The following is an 18173-nucleotide window of genomic DNA, read 5'->3' as shown; positions in this document are numbered from 1 at the left end:
AACACCTGTGAAAGTAGAAAATGCTGAGGTTGGAGATGCAATTGCGATTAAGATTGTTTCGGTTCAAATTACATCGCATGGTACGGCGTCAGGTAATGATAAAGTCTTTCCTGATAGGTGTCTGGGGGATCCATTTGTTGCTGGGAAATGTCCTCAGTGTGGCACTTTATATGAGGAGACGGTCATTAAGGGAATTGGACAGGATGCTATTCGTTGCAAAAACTGTGATGCTCCTGTAGCGCCTTTCGCTTTCACCAGTGGATATACGATTGCATTCGATGATAATCACACAATCGGGGTCACACTTGATCAAAAAGGAGCTGAAGCGGCAGCTCATTCTGGTCGTACATTTATGCAGACGCCAGATAATTCTATTCAGAATCCTGTGGTAACACTGGCCCCACATGATTTGCCAGGTATAGCTACACGATTGAGACCTTTTTTAGGGCAATTAGGAACGACGCCGCCTGTCAATACTCCGGATTCTCATAATGCCCGTGATTTTGGACAATTTCTTGTAGGCGCTCCTCATGAATATGCGCAAAGTGAAGAAGAATTGAAAACTGTCACCGATGGGCATATGGATATTAACAGAGTCAGGGCAGGATCTGTACTCATTGCACCAGTTCGTGTTCCCGGTGGCGGTGTTTACGTAGGTGATATGCACGCATTGCAGGGAGACGGAGAAATTGCCGGTCATACCTGTGATGTATCGGGTATTGCGATTTTGCAGGTTTCGGTCATCAAAGGATTGACTCTTGATGGTCCAATCTTGCTGCCTCTGTTGGAAGATTTGCCGTATCTTGCTAAGCCGCTTACCGATACAGAAAGGATACTGGCACAACAAGAGGCTGATAAATGGGGGGTGAAACTTGAAGAAGCTGCTCCTATTTCTTTTATAGGGACAGGAGCTAATTTGAATATTGCTATTGAATGTGCCATGCAACGTGCGGCAGATTTACTTGATATGACAGTGCCTCAGGTCATGAATCGCATTACTATTAGTGGCGGATTAGAAATTGGCCGGGCTCCGGGAACCGTGACGGCTACATTCAGAGCTCCTATAGAAAAACTGAAAAAGTTGGGGCTATGGGATATGATCAAAGAACAGTATAGTTTGTAGAGCAAAAATATTTTTCACAATTCCCTAAAGGATATTTTCCTCATGCCGGCGAAATTATATATAGTAAAATTTTTTTACTATTATACATGAGGGAGAATGACAGGATGGGTGAGTTTGCTGGAAAGATTGTCGTGGTTACTGGTGTCAGCAAAGGGATTGGCGAATCGATTGTACGCAGGTTTTGGGAAGCGGGAGCGCGTTGTGTGATTGTCAGTCGACATCCCGATGAATACCAGGCGCTGGCCGATGAGTTGAAGGCTGCTGGCATGACGGTCAATGTCTTAGCTTGTGATGTCAGAAAGGTGGGTGTAAATAAAGAATCTGGTGGCTGATACGGTGAAACAAAGTTGCCGACGCCGTGTTGTTCCTGGCTTTATCAAAAGCCAGCTATATTACTGGTGCCGATTTATGCATCGATGGTGGATGGACTGCCAGCTGATGCTTGTAAGTATTCTTTGAGCAGGAAGGTGCAGAAATAGGGAAAGGTTAAAATTTGTTCTGCATGACCGATGTTTCCGCGAATCAATTTTATGCCAAACCGGATATCGGGATATGTTCTGCTGTTGAGCAGGGTATGCAGTGATTTTGATTTGTTATTGGTTGATTTTACTTCTACGGGTACAAGACTGTTTTTTGTGCGGACGAAGAAATCTTCTTCCAATGTGGCGTTCTCTTTTTTGTAATAATACAGATCGTAGCCGGATTTTACCAAAGCTTCGGCTACGATATTTTCATATAGAGCGCCTTTATACACTCCCAGATTTTTATTTACCCTTAAATCATCCTGTGCTTCTTCATCCAGCATGGCCACGAGCAGGCCGGTATCCTTCATATAAATTTTGTATTTTGTACTTTCATAATTACCTTTTAGTGGGAGTTCTGGAAAAGACAAACAGTAGCATATATTTATAATACCCGCGTCATGCAGCCATTCTATGCATCCTCTATAGTCCTTAAAACGGGCGTTGGGAGCTACTTTGGAGATTTGAAATTTTTTATTGTCCTTGGCCAATTGGACGGGTATATGTTCGAAAACATTTAAAATTCTGGTCTGATCAACACCACTGGCATATTTGCGGACATCTTCCCTATAATCGGCTAATAATTGCCTTTGTGTATTCAAAGAGCCTTCAAATGTCTGATTTGCAATGTAATCCCGTACGACGGCTGGCATACCGCCCAGAATGCAGAAATCCATAAAAAGAGAAAAGAAGGTAGATAAGATTCCTGGACTGAATGGGGTTTGCGTGACCATGTGATTGAGCAGTGTGGTGCGGATAGAATGATCATAACCGCGGGCCCAGAGAAACTCTTCAAAATCCAGAGAGTGCATTTCATAATCTGTTTTGTATCCAACGCTGTTACTTTCAATTTTTTTGTATTGTATTCCCAGCATGGAGCCACTGCAGATTACGTCGAATCTGTTATCTATCTTAAAAAATTTTAAGGAAGTTGCAATGTCTGGAAATTCCTGTAATTCATCAAAAATGATGACCGTATTGCCGGGAATAAATCGTTTGGATGGGTCCAAAAGGGAAATCATTTTGATGATTTCTTTTGCGCTATAGCCATTTTCCGTTATGGTTTTATATTTTGGTTCTTCTACGAAATTGATATAAATAACGCTGGCGTATTGTTGGCGGGCAAATCGAAGGATGGATTCTGTTTTTCCTACTTGTCGGGCTCCCTTGACAATAAGAGGGCTTTTGTTTTTGGTTTCCTTCCAATGTATTAAAAAGGTGTCAATTTTACGTTCTAAATATAACATAAACCGGCCTCCTTCCTGTATTCCTACTGTATATTATACCGATATTCTGCAATGGCTGCAACAAAACATGAGCGAATATCAGACGATTTCACACATTTTATGAGCGAATATTTGGTAAGGAGTACACATTTCATGAGCGAATATTAAGGGTAGCGCACACATTTCATGAGGAAATGAAAAAAACACGCAGCAAAACAGACGGGCATAGAGCCTGTTTTTGCTGCGTGTTTTTATTTTGAATATCAATAAGGTATTCACCGAAGCATAGACCGGTTACAAATCAATACAAGATATCCAGCTGATAGGGCGGCTTTTTTTCCAATTCTTCATGGAGACAGGCCAGAAAGGCCTGGGTACTCGGCATGGTCCGGGCTGCCTGGGTAGCGACACAGTAGGTGACACGCTTGGGTATTTTGAATTCAGTCCGGCATATTTTGATGGAAGCGTTGTCGGCAATTCCTTCGGCAACGCTCAGGGGGACGATGGCCCAGCAATTGGGCTGGGATGTGAAAATCCGGAAGTTGCTCATGATTTCTAAATGGACGAGCGGCCGGATATCCTGGCCGAACATATTCTGGTGCCATTCGTACTGGGTGTCGCTCCATTTTGTGAAAATTTCCCTGTCTATGAGGAGCTCTTCCCTGTTTACTAGTTCGGGGTACGGCGAATCGGTCGAGCAGATCAGCACCATGGGTTCACTAAAGACGGGAAAGATATGCAGCGTTTCTGATGGCTGGATGTCGCTGTGAAACATGAGGTCTACCAGGCCGCTGTTCATTTTTTTGTTGGCAAGGGCCGGTACATTATCGGCCTCCTGTATTTCCAGCCGGTACTGGGGATACTGACGGAGAAATTGCCCGTAAACGGGAGGGAACAGGAACGCCCCGATACTGTTGACGACGGAAATACGCAACTGTTCTGGCCCTTTGCTATGAGATACGGCCAGCATCTGCCGGGTCAGTTCCCGGTACTGACAGGCATATTCGTAAAATTTCGCTCCTTCCGGAGTCAGTTCCAATGAACGGGCCCCGTTGCGTCGGGCGACGAGTTGACATCCGATTTCTTGTTCCAGCTTTTTCAGGCGCGTACTCAGAGAAGACTGACTGATATACAGTGCTTCAGCCGCCTTAGAAATACTTTTGTGCCAGCAAATAGTCAGAAACGTTTCAATTTCCAGATTCGTCATGATGACAGTCCCCCCATGATACGGAAAATGTACGCCACTATTATAATCGTCTGCAAGTATACTGACAAATCATCTGAACTAAAAATGTTTAAACTATTCTATAAATTTTATGGAACAATGGATAGAAAAAATGAAAAATTATATATAAAAAATACAATTCGAAAAATAATACGTGATTCAAAATATGATTTTCCTTAATATATTCTATTTTTATTAAAAAAGATAGAGATAGTTTGTTATTTTATGCCTAATATTTTTAAGATACAGCTGAATATCTAGTTTTAATAATATTTTTTTCGGAATTTTGAATTTTACAACAGGCTGTACAGTCTGTACAATATAGACAGATATTCATTCGGAAAACAAATATAGATTCGGTATGATGGATAGGGATGTAAAGAGCAGGATGGTTTCTGACTTCCCCATCATAATGCTCTCATTGATATTATCCTTATATTATTTCAGAGGGAAGTTATATATTTTGTGGGGGTGTAATGCGTATGGAATTTTTTGGTTTGATTGCAAAAGGTATGATGGCTTATGCCGACTTTGTCTGGGGCTGGCCGCTGCTCATCGGCACGTCTTTTGTGGCTGTTTTTATGTCGGTCCGGCTGGGATTCTTTCAGTTTACGTATTTTGGGCATGTCATGAAGAATACCTTTGGCAAAATCTTTGACAAAGGTTCTGGTGACGGCAATATCAAGCCGTTTAAGGCGGCCTGTACGGCTCTGGCATCGACACTGGGTGTCGGTAATATCGCCGGCGTTTCCGTCGCTATCGCAACGGGCGGTCCTGGTGCCGTCTTCTGGATGTGGTTCATCGCCATGCTGGGCCTCATCGTCAAGTTCTCGGAAGTTACGTTGGGACTGGCTTATCGTGAAAAAGACCCTGTAAGCGGGGTCTGGCATGGTGGTTTTCCCTGGTATGTCAAGAATGCCCTCGGGAAAAATTGGCGTTGGCTGTCCGTCCTCTGGGCGGTTGTCATGGCTGCGGGCATGATGTTTGCCCCGTCTATCCAGGCGGCAGAAATCTCTAATGCTGTCAATACGGCTTTTGCCATTAATCCCTATGTCGTCGGCATTACTGTTGCAATTCTCATGGCGGCCGTACTCCTGGGTGGTCTCAAGAGTATAGCTAACTTTGCCAATCTCGTCGTTCCCTTCATGGCTGTCATCTACATCATCGGCGCTATCTTCGTCATGATTACCAATGCCAGCATGATTCCAGCGGCCTTTGCCATGATTTTTGAAGATGCTTTCACCGGTACGGCTGCAACCGGCGGCTTTGCTGGCAGTACGGTCATGCTGGCCGTCCGCTGGGGCCTGGCCCGTGGTATTTATTCCAACGAAGCCGGTACAGGTACGGCGCCTTTGGCTCACTCGTCGGCATCGGTCAACCATCCGGTCAAACAGGGCCTGTGGGGAATTTTTGAAGTGTTCTTTGACACCATCGTCGTCTGCACCATGACGGCTATGGTCGTCATGACATCGGGCCTGTGGAATACGGGTATTTCCGGTGCTGCCCTTACGACAGCCGGTTTTTCCTCTGCCTTTGGCAGTGTAGCCGTCGGGGCTGTATTTATTTCGGTTATTATTACCTTCTTTGCTTTTACGACCTGTGTTGTCAATATTTATTACGGCGGCATCTGCCTCAATTCACTGGGGCTGGAAGGCGTCTGGATTAAGATTTACTATGCCATCGGTTGTGCCTGGGCCGTCGTCGGAGCTATCGGCGCAGCAAAGACCCTGTGGTCTACCTTTGACTTCTTCTATGGTACGTGTGTCATCTGCAACCTCATTGTCGTATTCCTCCTGAGTGGCAAAGTCAAGATTCTGGTGGATGATTACAAACAGCGCCTCCAAGATGGAAAATGGGATGCATCGGCTGCCGACTGCGTGGCACGCCTGGGCATCTGGCGCGATGAAGTCACTCTGGCTGCAGAAAAAGAAGCAGAACATAAATAACATTCATAACTTAACATTTTTAACGAGCACAGCTGTTTTCGCGGTGCTCGTTATATTTGACCAAAAATCAGGAAAATATAGAGCGAATTTAATGCATATCATTAAAATTTAAAATATATATTTATGTGTCAGGGGGAATTTGTATGAAACCATTAGCCAAACGTATTTCCAGTGTGGAAGGCTCTGCAATCCGCCGCATGGTTGGTAAGTCCTACGGACTCGACAATGTCATCAGTTTTGCTTTTGGAGAACCAGATTTTATCACACCGGAACACATCATTGAGGCGGGAGTCCGGGCTTTACAGGACGGCCGGACCTTTTATACACCCAATGCGGGGATTCCTGAACTGCGCGATGCCATTGCGGCATCGTACGGGCCACGGGGGATGGCGTACAGCCGGGATAATGTCATTGTTACGGTTGGCGGCTGTGAAGCATTGCTTTTGTCGGTTCTGACGCTTCTGGATCCGGGAGATGAAGTCATCATATCCAATCCCTACTGGGCAAATTACAACGGATTTGTATCGGAAATGTATGCCAAGCCTGTGTTGGTCGATGTATATGAAAAAAATGATTTCATGTTTGATCCCGATGATATCAAAAAGGCGATTACACCGAAGACAAAGGCTATCCTCATGAACTTCCCTTCCAACCCGACAGGTGGACTGGCGACAAGGGAAAACTTGGAAGCTATTGCACAGCTGGCGATACAGTATGACCTGTATGTCATTACCGATGAAATGTACCGCCGCCTTATCTATACGGACGAAGAATTCGTATCCATAGCAGAAATCCCGGGCATGAAAGAACGGACCATCATCGTCGATGGCTTCTCCAAAGCCTATGCCATGACGGGGTGGCGCATCGGGTTTGCCGTAGCTAATGAAGAAATCATCAAAGGCATGATAAAGATGCAGGAAAATGCCGTATCCAGCGTCTTCGAACCGGTGCAGCGGGCCGCTCTGGCAGCGCTCACGGGAAGTCAGCAGCCTGTAGCGGATATGCTGGAACAGTACCGGGCACGGCGGCAGTTGATGCTCGAAGGGCTGAATACGATGATGCACGGCAAGATTACCTGCCGGGAACCAAAAGGCGCTTTCTATATGTTCCCCAATATTACCGGTACCGGCCTTTCATCAGAAGAATTCAGCAACCGGCTGCTTGATGAAAAACACGTTGTCACCGTTCCGGGAACGGGATTTGGCAGCAATGGCGAAGGATTCATCCGCCTGTCTTACGCAACGAGTGAAGCCAATATCCGGGAAGGACTAAAACGAATCCGGGAATTTATTAAATCGCTGTAAGAGGGGACACGCAGTATACGGATAGACATAAAGGAGCATTCTCTGAAGAACGAGCTGTCAGAGAATGCTCCTTTTGTGAGAAACGAAAAGCAGATTACGATTCCTCTTGTTTACCTATACCGTTAAAGATGATATTGAGGACGACGGCGGTGATGCTGCCCAGTGTGATGCCACTGTGCAGAACAATCTGGGACCAGGAAGGGAAGGAGTGGAAGAAATTGGGAACGGTAAGGGTAATCATGCTGACACCGATGCTGATGGCGACGAGCATCAGGTTGGAAGTGCCTTCAAATTTTACTTTCGATAAGGAACGGACGCCGCTGGCGATGATCATGCCGAACATGGCAATACCGGCACCGCCCAGTACGGAGTTGGGGATACAGGCGACGATGGCGGCCATTTTGGGAAGCAGGCCAAGACCGATGAGGATGATGCCGGAAGCGGTGACGACAAAACGGCTTTTGACACGGGTCAGGGCGATAAGGCCGACGTTCTGGGCAAACGCTGTATAGGGGAAGCTGTTGAAGATACCTCCGATTACCGTAGACAGGCCATCGGCGCGGAGACAACGGGCCAAATCTTTGCGGCCAATAGGTTTATCGACGATTTCCCCGATAGCAATGCAGTCCCCGGTTGTTTCGACCATGGTGACGAACATGACGACAATCATCGATAAAATCGAGCCAATATCAAAGGCAGGGAAACCGAAAGAAAAAGGAGTGACGATACCGACCCAGCTGGCGCGGCCGACTTCGGCAAAATTCGTCTGCCCCAGAACAGTAGCGATGATCGTACCGCCAATCAGACCGAGAAGAACGGCAATATTACTGACAAATCCCTTGCCATAGCGGTAGAGTACGATGACAATAGCCAGGGTGATAAAGGCAAGAAACAGGTTCATAGGACCGGCAAAGGCGGGGTCACTGGTATTGCCGCCGCCACCAATCCAGATGACGGATACGGGCAGGAGGGTGATCCCGATGATCATGATGATTGTACCGGTCACGACGGGCGGGAAAAAGCGGATGAAGCGGCTGAAAAACGGAGCGATGAGAAAAGTCACCAGACCGGCGGCGATGATGGCACCATACATGACGGGCAGACCGTGCTGGACACCGATGAGGCACATCGGTGTGACGGCAGCGAAGGTAACACCCTGAATCATGGGAATACGTGCACCTACTTTCCAGAAGCCCAGCGTCTGGATAATGGTGGCGATGCCGCAGGTAAAAAGGTCGGCGTTGATCAGATGAATCAGTTGTTCCGGCGGCAGGTGCATGGCCTGTGCCAGGATAATCGGTACGGCAACTGCTCCGGAATACATGGCCAGGACGTGTTGGAGGCCGAACGCAAAGAGCTTGCCGTATGGCAGCATTTCATCTACAGGATGAATGGTTGCAGAAGTGGAGTGAGAGTCCATGGTTTCACCTCTATGGGAATAATTAAAAATGAATAATAAGCATTATAGCATATTTTGACACCTTTGTAGTATGAAGAATAGAAATGGCAGGGAAAATTGCAGACCGAATGGGAGAAAGGCACTTTTTTTGCAGAAGAACATCTTGTATAATATAACATAGTTATATCATAGTTCAGGGGGCGCGTAGGTGTGACTGCATATGGACAATCAGAGTACGCATCGCGGACGGCATTATTGTCCAGACGTGATGTCCGGGTAATGACCCAGGGTATACTGAAAAATATGGATACAGGGCTGCTAACGAAAGAAACGCTGCAAAAGAAAGCAGAAGAACTGCTCGTTTCGGCAGATGATTACTGGATGGCATATGGATTGGCAGCACTTATCTGCTGGCTTGCCGATGACCGGGTGAAAGCACAGCAGGCTCTGCGACGGGCACTGCAGGCCGATGACCAGAAGACATCGTTGTTCTTTTTCCTCCTTTCCCTGCGGGAAGAACGGGACCATGCGGCAGATGTCTGGCTGGCACGGTATCTGGGACAGCAGGATGGTTCATCGCTGGCAGAGCATTTCCAGTACTGTATGGAAGCGTATACCGACGGGCTGATGAACATGTCCGGATCTCGCCATGTAGAAGGCAGGTTGAATGACTGGAAAAGTGAGCAATGCCAGGATGCCCGGCTGATACAGCAGCAGATCCAGACCTGGCATGACTGGTTTGATAAGGAGCGCAGTTCCGTTACTCTGAATGAAGACGAACAGTTTAAACTGTTGAAAAAGGCTCCCAAGGCCAGTGTAGAAGAATTGCTGCAAGGAGCGCATCTGCCTGGGAAGGCGCTGGATGACCTGCAGAAACTCATGGACGATGATGAAGCGTCCGTAGCAAAGGAACAGGCCAAGAGTGTTTTATTGGAACGATTCATTGAAGCCGACCGTTCTGAAGAAGAACAGCCGTCTGTATATAAGCCGTATATTTCCTGGCTTACGGACTGGTGCCTCGATGACGGAGAAAAGGCAGTCATATCCCTGCGGCAGTATGCGATAGCGTCATCGAAAGACTGGATCCGCAGCGCCGCTGACGATGCGCAGGGGGAAACGGTCCAGAAACTCCCCGATTCCTTTGAATTTTTTTCTAATCTGTCCTATGAGGGCCATGTGGATAAACTGACATTCTATTCCATAGATGGGAGAAATGAACGGGATCATCTCTCGGCCCTGCATACCATTATTGATGCCTGGCAGAAGGAAGAACTTAGCAAGCACCGGCCGGGATGGACTGTGGTCGCCATGCTGTTCTGCATCATCGGCGGCGGGGCACTTCTGTACTATGGTGGCGGCTGGGTCTTGGATAATCATCCCTTTATGCTGCTGGCAGGTGTGGCCCTGCTCTGCATGGCCTTTGCCGGTCCGATAGGAGGCCTGATTGTGACGGCAATCCTGGCAGGGATTACGGCCTTTTTGATGAACGCCATCACGGCTGCCTATGCCAGCCATCAGTATATCTTCATTACCGCCTGCGTACTGATTCTGGCAGGGCTGTCCTTTAAAGTATACTATGCTACCTTTGGCATACGGCGGAAACTGGAGAAACAATTCAAACAATACGCCTGGGAAGAAGAAAACTGCATCTGCCGCTGCATGGCCGAAACGGCTGATTTCTACGATTACTATACAAAAGGCATGGAACGGCAGCAGGATTTGCATGCATTTCTCGATGGACTTTCGGCATCGGACTATGTTCGCCGCAATCAGGAAAGTGCGCGGCGGATCCGCATATAGGAGGTACTATTCATGGAAACAGGACAAGATATAAAGCGTCCGTCTGGGCGCAGGCATATACAGATCAGGCGCCCGCAGGAAGAGACACCACAGCCGGCATCGGAATTAGCTGAACCGGCGCAGAGCAGGCCGGCAGGGGATAAAACGGTACATTCCCAGTGTATCACTGGACTTCCGGACTGGGATCTTCTCCCTCCCCGCGGTGTCGTACGGAGGTATCGGGAATGAGCAGGGTACCAGGTATTTATGCAGAATGGATCCCTGTTCTGAAGGAATTTGCAGCCGGCCGGAATGATGAGGAAACCATACCGGCCATGCAGCAGGGACGGCTCCATTGGTGTGATATTGTTGCCGGCCGGTTTGCCAGCCGCCTCATGGCAGCCTTTAACGCCCGGTTTGACTATATAGGAGAACGTTTCCGTAAGGCCCAGGACGATGGAATTCCTATAGAACAGGCTTTGAAACAACTGGACCGGGATCTCGATTTGCTGTTTCAGGCCAGTCAGATGCGGTGTCTGCCCGAAAAAGAAAAGCAGATGCTGCAGGACGAATTGCAGAAAACACGCCAGAATATGGACGACGCCCTTGAAGAGTCGGCCCGGCAGGACCCGAGTGGTGAACTGGACGTACTTTTGCGGCGCCGGAATAAAGGGAGCAGATAAACGAAATGAGCAATAAAAGTGAATGTAAAAAGCAATTGAAACGGTACCTCATTGCCCGTATTCCCCTGATTGTTGTCAATACGATTGAACGCAGCCGTATACTGGGGCTGTTGCGGGATATTGCCGAAGAGATGGTAAAGGATACGATGATAGAAGAGGGAAGTTTCTTCGTCCATACCTTTTCCCGTGGCATTTACGATATCCGCACCGGTGATGCGGTCGATGAAGGTGCGGTGTCTTTTGTGTCAGCGCTTGATTTCGCGGCCGATATGATGCGGACCCAGCACCGGGACAATCAGACGCTGGTACTGACAGAAGTTTCGGATATCAGCAGTGATACATCCGACGCCCAGCGCCTTCTCGATGTAGTCAATCTGGCGGTCGAACACGGTACCTGTCTGATTGTCCTGACTAATAAGCCCGTCTGGAATACACTGCAGCGCCATGGCCTCATCGTCAGTCTGGATCTTCCCGGAGAAGACGAAATGTATGACATCATCAAGCGGTTCATCGACGATTACCGTCAGGAAATGCCTATCGAATGGGGCGAAGAGGAAATGCGTGACGCGGCGGCAACGCTGGCTGGCGTCACCCAGATTGAAGCAGAAAATGTCATGGCCGCTCTCGTCGCCAATGGAGAAATCCGCAATGAAGACATGGCCGAAGTGCGGTCTGCCAAAAACCGCCTGTTTTCCAATATTTCCGGCCTGGAAAAAATTGATGTCGATCCTGATATGAAAAACGTCGGAGGTCTTCAGGGCCTGCGCAACTGGCTCGATGAAAAGAAAGAGCTGCTGCGGCCGGAAAAACGGGAACAGATGCGCCAGCTTCATCTGCAGCCGCCACGGGGCATTCTCCTCGTCGGGGTACCCGGCTGCGGCAAATCTATGTCGGCCAAGTCTATTTCAGCAAATTGGCAGTTACCTTTGTACCGCCTCGATTTCGCTACCGTCCAGGGCAGCTATGTGGGTCAGTCGGAACAGCAGCTGAAAGATGCGCTCACGACGGCGGAAAATGTGTCGCCATGTATCCTCTGGATCGACGAAATCGAAAAAGGCCTTTCCGGCGCCGGCTCGTCCAATGATGGAGGCGTATCGACCCGCATGGTGGGGCAGTTTTTGTTCTGGCTGCAGGAATGTAAAAAACAGGTCTTTGTCGTAGCTACGGCCAATGATGTTTCCATGCTTCCCAGCGAATTGCTGCGCCGCGGCCGGTTTGATGAACTCTTTTTTGTCGATTTGCCGACAGCGGAAGAGCGCAGGGAAATCCTGGCGCTCTATTTTGATAGATATCTCCATGCCCGGCTGGCTGCTGTTCCGGAATTTGCCGATAAGCTGGTGGAACTGAGTGACGGCTTTACCGGTGCTGATCTGGAATCTACTGTCCGGGAACTGGCCTATCACCGCCTGGCTGATGAAAACGGGAAACTGAGCGATGACGATGTGATTTCGACCTTTGAAAATGTCGTTCCCCTGTCGAAAACCAGTCCGGAGAAAATCGAAGCTATCCGCGATTGGGGCAGAGAACGGGCCGTTCCGGCTTCTGGCCGTCCAATCGGAGAAGAAACACTGCCACAGGCGGACCGTCTCCATGTACGGCGCGTCCTGACACGCCACTAACGTAAGGAGATGATAGGAATGGCACGTTTTATTTTGCGTCCCCGGACGCAGGCCGATACGAAAACCGAAAACCATACGCGGCTTTCGGTGGTACCGCGCCGCCAGCGGGGAAAAATGCAGATGGATACGGGAAAACTGGCTCTCCTGCTGCGCAGGCCACGCTCACGGGAATACTGTGAAGCACTGCGCCGGCTCGATGCCGGAGGCGCTCATCTCAGCCCGGAATTGCTCGATAAATTTATGAAAATCATAGAAGAGGAATTTCCGGAAATCGCCATCCGGGGCACGCTGATTGGCATCGTATCCCGGTGTTACCTGGGTGATCCCTATGAAGTCCATACGCTGGATTTAACGGGGGACATCATCGAACATTACAAGCGGGGCGAATCGCTGCCGGAATATATGGAAAAGGCCAGAGGACTGGCCCTGCACGGTAATTATGCATTCGTCGAAGTCTATGAAAATGCCTGCCGTGCCATAAGCGAAGATGGTTCGGTGGCCGTCATCATGGATGAGGCATAACTCTGATTATTCCGTGGATATTGCATGACAAACCGGCTTTTTTCCGTACATGATATGTATAGAAAAAAGCCGGTTCGTTGTTTTTATCGAGTTTCTTGAGTTTCTCCTGTCACCGAAGCCCATTGTTCATTGATGGCTTCGGCCATGAGCTGTTTGCCCGTACTGTTCAGATGGATGCCATCGATACCCAGTGCAGTCGGTAATTCCTGGTCTTCCGGGATTTTGGCAGACAGATCAATATGGGTCTGCTGGCGTATCCATGCATTGACCTTCTGAAAACGTTCCCGCCAGTCTTCCGCTGTCGGTTCGTCAAAGGCTTTTTTGATATTGGCCGGATTGATAGGTGGCAGCGTGAGGAAAATGGGCTGAATGTCGTGGTCGAGGCATTTCTCTTTAATAGCAGCCAGGTCGCTGATGACATCGTCGGCACTGGTCCAGCCGCGAAGACTGTTGCTGCCGGTCATAATGATCAGGTATTTCAGATGAAAGGGAAGGACATCCTTTTCAAAGCGTTCCCGTGTCATCTCACTGGTATCGCCGCTTTCTCCCAGGTTAATGGTATCAAAATCGAGGTAATGCTGATAACTGAATTCCCAGTCTGATGGTGAATAGGACAGGTCTCCGCCGCCGTGGGTAATGCTGTCACCCAGCGTGCCTATAATATACGGTTTATCCGGATTAATCATCATTGGCTGGGGTGGGCAGAATACGCCCAGAGGCTGGTTGTCTTTGGTGTAAGCACGGACGCGCCAGTACAAAGTCTGGGTGGACATACGGGGGCTGTCGTCATACCAGTCGAACCAATGAGATGTGCCGCGGCCCATAACCAGATTGTCCGGTGCATCCTGATCCGGCATTACGTCGGGGGATGTGAGAATTTCTACTTTATAGGATGCGGCCCCGGTCACGGGAACCCAGTTGTATACTGGATAAAGCAGTGTTGCACCATTCCCCGTGTTAAATTTGCTGAGCGGATGAGGGTAGAGCGCAGGCTGCTGCTGCGGGTCTACGTACATCGGTTCTTCCGGTGAATAGGCTGTGATAGGATTGTAGTCGAAATCAAGGGCACGGACGCGCCAGGTTGCCGTCCCTTTTTGCGTATTGGCCGGGAGAACGGCATTATATCCGGGAACGAAAATATGACGTATCGTCTGAGAAGGCATCTGAGGCGGCGTGATTTCTACTTCATAGGATACGGCTCCTTTTACTTTGTCCCAACGCAGGACTGGCCGCAGGGAAGCCGGTTGTTCTTCCGTGTAATGAGACAGAATATGGGGCGGCTCCTGATCATACAATTCCCGGACCTGGTCAAGGGGAATGCCCTGAACCATGGGAAGCTCGGATGCAGCCGCTTTGGCATGGACTGCGGTCCGCGTGGCATGGGATGCATTCACGGGAGTTGCCGGCGTACGGGCCAGTGCCGGGGTACAGGAAAGGGCAATCAGGATAAAGACAGATACTGTGCGGAATACAGACATAATATACCTCTTTTTATATACTAATTTTCTTTCTTTTCTTCCCGCACATAGACGACGCGCTGTGGGAAGGGAATATCGATGCCACCGGCATCAAAGGCGTCTTTGACACGGGACATGGTATCATAGAATACGGGCAGATAATCGGCATTGGCTACTTTAGGATACGCGGCGATACGCACGGAATTGTCAGCAAATTCCTTGATGCCGATTTCCATCGTATCGGCGTTCAGAATCCGCTTGTCTGATTGGAAAATGTCTTTCAGGATAGCGATCGCTTTATGGTGATCATTGTCGTAGCCGATGTCGAACAAGAAAGAAATATACCGTTCATCCTGATAGGAACTATTGATGACCTGATTGGAGGTGATGATAGAATTGGGAATGAATACGGTTTTGTTGTCTTTCGTGATAACGGCCGTATTTAGCATCTGGATTCCTTTGATACTGCCTTCGACGCCGCCAATCGATACCCAGTCACCGGCTTTGAACGGCTTGAAAATCAGGATGAGCAGGCCAGAAGCAAAATTGGACAGATTATTCTGCAAGGCCAGACCAACGGCGAGACCGAAGGCACCAAATGCAGCTAAAAACGAATTGGTCGGGATTCCCGCTTTATTGAGAGCCGAAAGGATGACCAGAGCCATGATGGCATAATAAATCATCTGGCTGACAAAGGTAATGACCGTATGATCGTAATTGGCATGGGTCATCATACGGATGGCTACGTTTTTGAATCCTTTGGCGATATAGCGGCCAATAATAAAGATGATGATGGCATAGATGACATCGGGACCGTGGTTCAATAAAAATTCTTTTAACTGATCCAGAGCGGAGACACTCTGGGTGACCTGGTTCTGCACATCTGCCTTTACGGCAGAGGCTGCAGTCTGGGCCGTATCAGCGGTATTTGCGGCTAAACTCATGATAAACGCTCCTTCCTGTCATGAAGAAATATGGCAGATATCCTTATTGTAGACGTTTTATGCTTCCTTGTACAGATGAGCACGAAAAAGGGACGCCATCAGTAATCCTGAATTGGCGTCCCTTTACTCACAAAAGTGTTTCTTATCTATTCAATGCAGCTTCTGTAATCATTTTGCCATAGGCAGTGTAGTTATATACGACCTGGCTGCTGAAATTTTCATTTGTAGCATTGCCATAGTTGGCAAAAGCAGTACCAGCGACAGCGGCAACGGCAATGATGCAGGCAATAACACAGACTTTTACGCTTTTCATGATGAATTAGCTCCTTTATAAATACAATAACCCTTTGAGTGATTGTATTGTACAATACTTTTTCATGAAAATAAAATATAATATGGCTATAATTTACATAGCTTTTGTGCATGATCTTGCCCGGCTGCAGAGCGACAAAAAAACAGCTCCTGCCTTTTGACAGAAGCTGCATATTTATTCTTATGGTGGGATTAGGGGGACTCGAACCCTCGACCTCTACGATGTGAGCGTAGCGCTCTAACCAGCTGAGCTATAATCCCGTGAAACATAGTTATATTATAATCGTTTACCATGATTTTTCAAGTCTCACTGTGAAAAAAATAAGGGATACGAATAACATATAGCCATAGTTTAAGTGATTATGGTATACTCTGAATATCATATAAAATAGTATCTGTATGATTCAGGGGAGATGAGAAACGTGGGGAAATGGTCAATCAGAATGACGATACTGACGGTGACATTGGCGCTGTATGTGGGAAGCCTGTGTGCTGCCACGGAGGCGGGAACGCAGACAGCGGCACCAGCTGCCAGACAACGTATCGGTATGAGTTCATCTGGGACAGTACACTGGCAGTCTGGAAAAGCGATGGAAAGTGGCGTCCGACCGGGAGACCGGATACCGTCTGTGGCGCTGTATGATATGGGAACACAAAAGACGGTGTCGAATATCGGACAGAATCATCGGGCTGCATTATTGTATATGGCCCAGCCCATTCCTCACAGCATCCAGCTGGATAAGAAATTGCAATTTGTGCAGGAAATGCAGAAGAAATACAAAGGGCGGGCTGATTTCTACATCGTTTTTCCGGCCACGCCCAATCAGTCCCGTTTTCAGGAACTGCGGGACTGGGATATTTCTTTACCCAAACTCTATACCGACCAGGCCTCATATAGCAAACTGGGCCGGATGGAGCAATTGATTTTTATCGATCGCGACGGCTATGTCCGGTATGCCATGAATACCTGGGGAATGGGAAACCAGGTATTGGAACATATGCTGAAAGAAGTCATGACTACGCCCCTTCCGGCGGATGCAGGGGAACGGCAGGAACACCTTCTGACAGAAAGAATTCAACGGCAGGAAATGCATAAAGAACTGCATCTGCCTGAAGCCTGGCCGAAAATGGTGCAGGTTGCCACCGTGTGGCGGGATGGTATATTGAAAGACCTGACCTATGGAGCGGCCAATCAGGCAGCACAAGATCCGGTGCTGTATCGCCCAGTCATGGAAGCCGCCTGGGCGGACCAACAGCAGGACTATGTACGGGCAGCTGCTGCCTGCGAGGAAGCGTTGCGATTGAAACCGGATAATGCCCATCTTCATGCGCTGCGGGCGTATAATTGGCTCCTGCAGGGAAATGAACGAAAAGCTCGGGATGAATTAAAAAAAGCCGTTTTGCTGTCGCCTCATGATGCGGGGCTCTGCTGGAATCTGGCCTTGCTGGAATATAATCAGGGGCGGCCTCTGGAAGCGGCTCACTGGCTGGAACAAGCCGACCGGACGTATATCCCGGCCCGGGAACAAGCCTATTACGCCAGCTGGCTTTCTATCTATGGTGGAAAAGTACAAGAAGGGCTGGCCCGCTATGCGTCCTGGCTGGCCAAGGATACGAATCCGGCAAGAGGGAATACGGACTATGCCCTGCTGCTTATCCAGGCTGGACGATATGAAGACGCAGCGGGGTATTTGGGAAAAGCATTACAGTGTCTGGATACGGAGAGACAAGGTTCCCTGGAACAGGCCTTCCGCAGCCAGCTCTATGCCCAGAAGGCCTGGTGTGAGTGGAAAAGCCATAAAAACAGGACAGCCTTGGCCGATATTACCAAGGCTCTGGAAGGAGAAAAGCGCCAGTACTGGGCCAATTGGAACGACCTCCGGGACCAGATACGGCAGGAATTAGGTATGAAGATAGAAAAAAGAAACGGACGCGGAATGAATGAGCCTATTTCTCTTCCGACCCTGTCAGAAGACTGGAAAGACTGAACGGGAAGTTCCCGGCGGATTCAAAATTTGCCTTGACAAGAAAATCAGTAAATGCTATAATCTCCCTTGTAGTCACGACATGGGGGTATAGCTCAGCTGGGAGAGCGCTTGAATGGCATTCAAGA

17 protein-coding genes and 2 tRNA genes (1 of these 19 only partly in view) are annotated in these 18173 nt (G+C 48.5%); 12 read left to right on the top strand and 7 right to left on the bottom strand.

What is annotated here, in order from left to right; genetic code table 11:
- Nucleotides 1-7 precede the first annotated feature (7 nt).
- From B4H10_RS11230 to B4H10_RS11575, 3 genes are all read left to right on the top strand, one after another.
- Complete coding sequence (locus B4H10_RS11230; protein ID WP_292016936.1) at nucleotides 8-1123, top strand: acetamidase/formamidase family protein; 1116 nt, start codon at nucleotides 8-10, stop codon at nucleotides 1121-1123.
- A gap of 104 nt (nucleotides 1124-1227) precedes the next feature.
- Nucleotides 1228-1455, top strand: a complete 228-nt coding sequence (locus B4H10_RS11225) for an SDR family NAD(P)-dependent oxidoreductase (protein WP_292016935.1) — start codon at nucleotides 1228-1230, stop codon at nucleotides 1453-1455.
- A 26-nt stretch (nucleotides 1456-1481) separates the two neighbouring features.
- A complete protein-coding gene (locus B4H10_RS11575; RefSeq protein WP_113856329.1) occupies nucleotides 1482-1562 on the top strand; it encodes a hypothetical protein in 81 nt (26 codons plus the stop codon).
- Here B4H10_RS11575 and B4H10_RS11220 read toward each other — a convergent pair.
- Together B4H10_RS11220 and B4H10_RS11215 are read right to left on the bottom strand one after the other, a co-directional pair.
- Nucleotides 1530-2891, bottom strand: coding sequence for an ATP-binding protein (locus B4H10_RS11220; protein ID WP_059075620.1), 1362 nt, complete (start codon nucleotides 2889-2891; stop codon nucleotides 1530-1532). The two genes, B4H10_RS11575 and B4H10_RS11220, sit on opposite strands and share 33 nt — an antisense overlap.
- A 280-nt stretch (nucleotides 2892-3171) precedes the next feature.
- Complete coding sequence (locus B4H10_RS11215) at nucleotides 3172-4077, bottom strand: LysR family transcriptional regulator (protein WP_292018871.1); 906 nt, start codon at nucleotides 4075-4077, stop codon at nucleotides 3172-3174.
- A 500-nt stretch (nucleotides 4078-4577) separates the two neighbouring features.
- Here B4H10_RS11215 and B4H10_RS11210 point away from each other — a divergent pair, with 500 nt between their 5' ends.
- Together B4H10_RS11210 and B4H10_RS11205 are read left to right on the top strand one after the other, a co-directional pair.
- Complete coding sequence (locus B4H10_RS11210) at nucleotides 4578-6041, top strand: alanine/glycine:cation symporter family protein (RefSeq protein WP_292018870.1); 1464 nt, start codon at nucleotides 4578-4580, stop codon at nucleotides 6039-6041.
- 143 nt (nucleotides 6042-6184) lie between these two features.
- Nucleotides 6185-7345 (top strand): pyridoxal phosphate-dependent aminotransferase, encoded by a 1161-nt coding sequence (locus tag B4H10_RS11205; RefSeq protein ID WP_075581556.1) that lies wholly within the window; start codon nucleotides 6185-6187, stop codon nucleotides 7343-7345.
- Nucleotides 7346-7439: 94 nt separating this feature from the next.
- On the opposite strand, the gene B4H10_RS11200 is transcribed toward B4H10_RS11205, so the two are convergent.
- Nucleotides 7440-8720: a nucleobase:cation symporter-2 family protein gene (locus B4H10_RS11200; RefSeq protein WP_414674018.1), complete on the bottom strand. Its 1281-nt coding sequence runs from the start codon at nucleotides 8718-8720 to the stop codon at nucleotides 7440-7442.
- Between the two features lie 234 nt (nucleotides 8721-8954).
- On the opposite strand from B4H10_RS11200, the gene B4H10_RS11195 reads away from it, so the two are divergent.
- Genes B4H10_RS11195 through B4H10_RS11175 form a run of 5 tightly spaced genes read left to right on the top strand, consistent with a single transcriptional unit; the run spans nucleotide 8955 to nucleotide 13347 of the window.
- A complete protein-coding gene (locus B4H10_RS11195; protein ID WP_292018868.1) occupies nucleotides 8955-10544 on the top strand; it encodes a hypothetical protein in 1590 nt (529 codons plus the stop codon).
- Nucleotides 10545-10556: 12 nt separating this feature from the next.
- A complete protein-coding gene (locus B4H10_RS11190) occupies nucleotides 10557-10772 on the top strand; it encodes a hypothetical protein (RefSeq protein ID WP_292018866.1) in 216 nt (71 codons plus the stop codon).
- Nucleotides 10769-11206, top strand: coding sequence for a hypothetical protein (locus tag B4H10_RS11185; protein ID WP_292018865.1), 438 nt, complete (start codon nucleotides 10769-10771; stop codon nucleotides 11204-11206). Before B4H10_RS11190 ends, B4H10_RS11185 begins: the two co-directional genes overlap by 4 nt.
- A gap of 5 nt (nucleotides 11207-11211) precedes the next feature.
- Nucleotides 11212-12825, top strand: coding sequence for an AAA family ATPase (locus tag B4H10_RS11180; protein WP_292018864.1), 1614 nt, complete (start codon nucleotides 11212-11214; stop codon nucleotides 12823-12825).
- A gap of 18 nt (nucleotides 12826-12843) precedes the next feature.
- Nucleotides 12844-13347: a hypothetical protein gene (locus tag B4H10_RS11175; RefSeq protein ID WP_292018863.1), complete on the top strand. Its 504-nt coding sequence runs from the start codon at nucleotides 12844-12846 to the stop codon at nucleotides 13345-13347.
- Between the two features lie 83 nt (nucleotides 13348-13430).
- On the opposite strand, the gene B4H10_RS11170 is transcribed toward B4H10_RS11175, so the two are convergent.
- The 4 genes from B4H10_RS11170 to B4H10_RS11155 all read right to left on the bottom strand — a co-directional run bounded on the left by B4H10_RS11170 (nucleotide 13431) and on the right by B4H10_RS11155 (nucleotide 16321).
- Entirely contained in the window at nucleotides 13431-14825 is a 1395-nt protein-coding gene (locus B4H10_RS11170; RefSeq protein ID WP_083237063.1) for an SGNH/GDSL hydrolase family protein, read from the bottom strand.
- A gap of 20 nt (nucleotides 14826-14845) precedes the next feature.
- Complete coding sequence (locus B4H10_RS11165; RefSeq protein ID WP_059075631.1) at nucleotides 14846-15748, bottom strand: mechanosensitive ion channel family protein; 903 nt, start codon at nucleotides 15746-15748, stop codon at nucleotides 14846-14848.
- Nucleotides 15749-15890: 142 nt separating this feature from the next.
- Complete coding sequence (locus B4H10_RS11160) at nucleotides 15891-16061, bottom strand: hypothetical protein (RefSeq protein WP_154662685.1); 171 nt, start codon at nucleotides 16059-16061, stop codon at nucleotides 15891-15893.
- Between the two features lie 183 nt (nucleotides 16062-16244).
- Nucleotides 16245-16321: transfer RNA gene (locus B4H10_RS11155), tRNA-Val, on the bottom strand.
- Between the two features lie 161 nt (nucleotides 16322-16482).
- Between B4H10_RS11155 and B4H10_RS11150 the strand changes: the two genes are divergently transcribed.
- Both B4H10_RS11150 and B4H10_RS11145 read left to right on the top strand, forming a co-directional pair.
- A complete protein-coding gene (locus B4H10_RS11150) occupies nucleotides 16483-18048 on the top strand; it encodes a tetratricopeptide repeat protein (RefSeq protein WP_292018862.1) in 1566 nt (521 codons plus the stop codon).
- 81 nt (nucleotides 18049-18129) lie between these two features.
- Nucleotides 18130-18173, top strand: a tRNA-Ala gene (locus tag B4H10_RS11145) (it continues 105 nt past the right edge of the window).

It is taken from the genome of Megasphaera sp. UBA4382 (genome assembly GCF_002391155.1).
Lineage (GTDB): Bacteria > Bacillota > Negativicutes > Veillonellales > Megasphaeraceae > Megasphaera > Megasphaera hexanoica.
This window is presented reverse-complemented; position numbering and strand designations above follow the sequence as displayed.

Excerpts from the sequence above, each read along its gene's own strand:
- B4H10_RS11225 (WP_292016935.1), top strand. The coding sequence starts at position 1,228 with ATGGGTGAGTTTGCTGGAAAGATTGTCGTGGTTACTGGTGTCAGCAAA.
- B4H10_RS11220 (WP_059075620.1), bottom strand. The coding sequence starts at position 2,891 with ATGTTATATTTAGAACGTAAAATTGACACCTTTTTAATACATTGGAAG.
- B4H10_RS11215 (WP_292018871.1), bottom strand. The coding sequence starts at position 4,077 with ATGACGAATCTGGAAATTGAAACGTTTCTGACTATTTGCTGGCACAAA.
- B4H10_RS11210 (WP_292018870.1), top strand. The coding sequence starts at position 4,578 with ATGGAATTTTTTGGTTTGATTGCAAAAGGTATGATGGCTTATGCCGAC.
- B4H10_RS11205 (WP_075581556.1), top strand. The coding sequence starts at position 6,185 with ATGAAACCATTAGCCAAACGTATTTCCAGTGTGGAAGGCTCTGCAATC.
- B4H10_RS11200 (WP_414674018.1), bottom strand. The coding sequence starts at position 8,720 with ATGCTGCCATACGGCAAGCTCTTTGCGTTCGGCCTCCAACACGTCCTG.
- B4H10_RS11190 (WP_292018866.1), top strand. The coding sequence starts at position 10,557 with ATGGAAACAGGACAAGATATAAAGCGTCCGTCTGGGCGCAGGCATATA.
- B4H10_RS11185 (WP_292018865.1), top strand. The coding sequence starts at position 10,769 with ATGAGCAGGGTACCAGGTATTTATGCAGAATGGATCCCTGTTCTGAAG.
- B4H10_RS11180 (WP_292018864.1), top strand. The coding sequence starts at position 11,212 with ATGAGCAATAAAAGTGAATGTAAAAAGCAATTGAAACGGTACCTCATT.
- B4H10_RS11175 (WP_292018863.1), top strand. The coding sequence starts at position 12,844 with ATGGCACGTTTTATTTTGCGTCCCCGGACGCAGGCCGATACGAAAACC.
- B4H10_RS11170 (WP_083237063.1), bottom strand. The coding sequence starts at position 14,825 with ATGTCTGTATTCCGCACAGTATCTGTCTTTATCCTGATTGCCCTTTCC.
- B4H10_RS11165 (WP_059075631.1), bottom strand. The coding sequence starts at position 15,748 with ATGAGTTTAGCCGCAAATACCGCTGATACGGCCCAGACTGCAGCCTCT.
- B4H10_RS11160 (WP_154662685.1), bottom strand. The coding sequence starts at position 16,061 with ATGAAAAGCGTAAAAGTCTGTGTTATTGCCTGCATCATTGCCGTTGCC.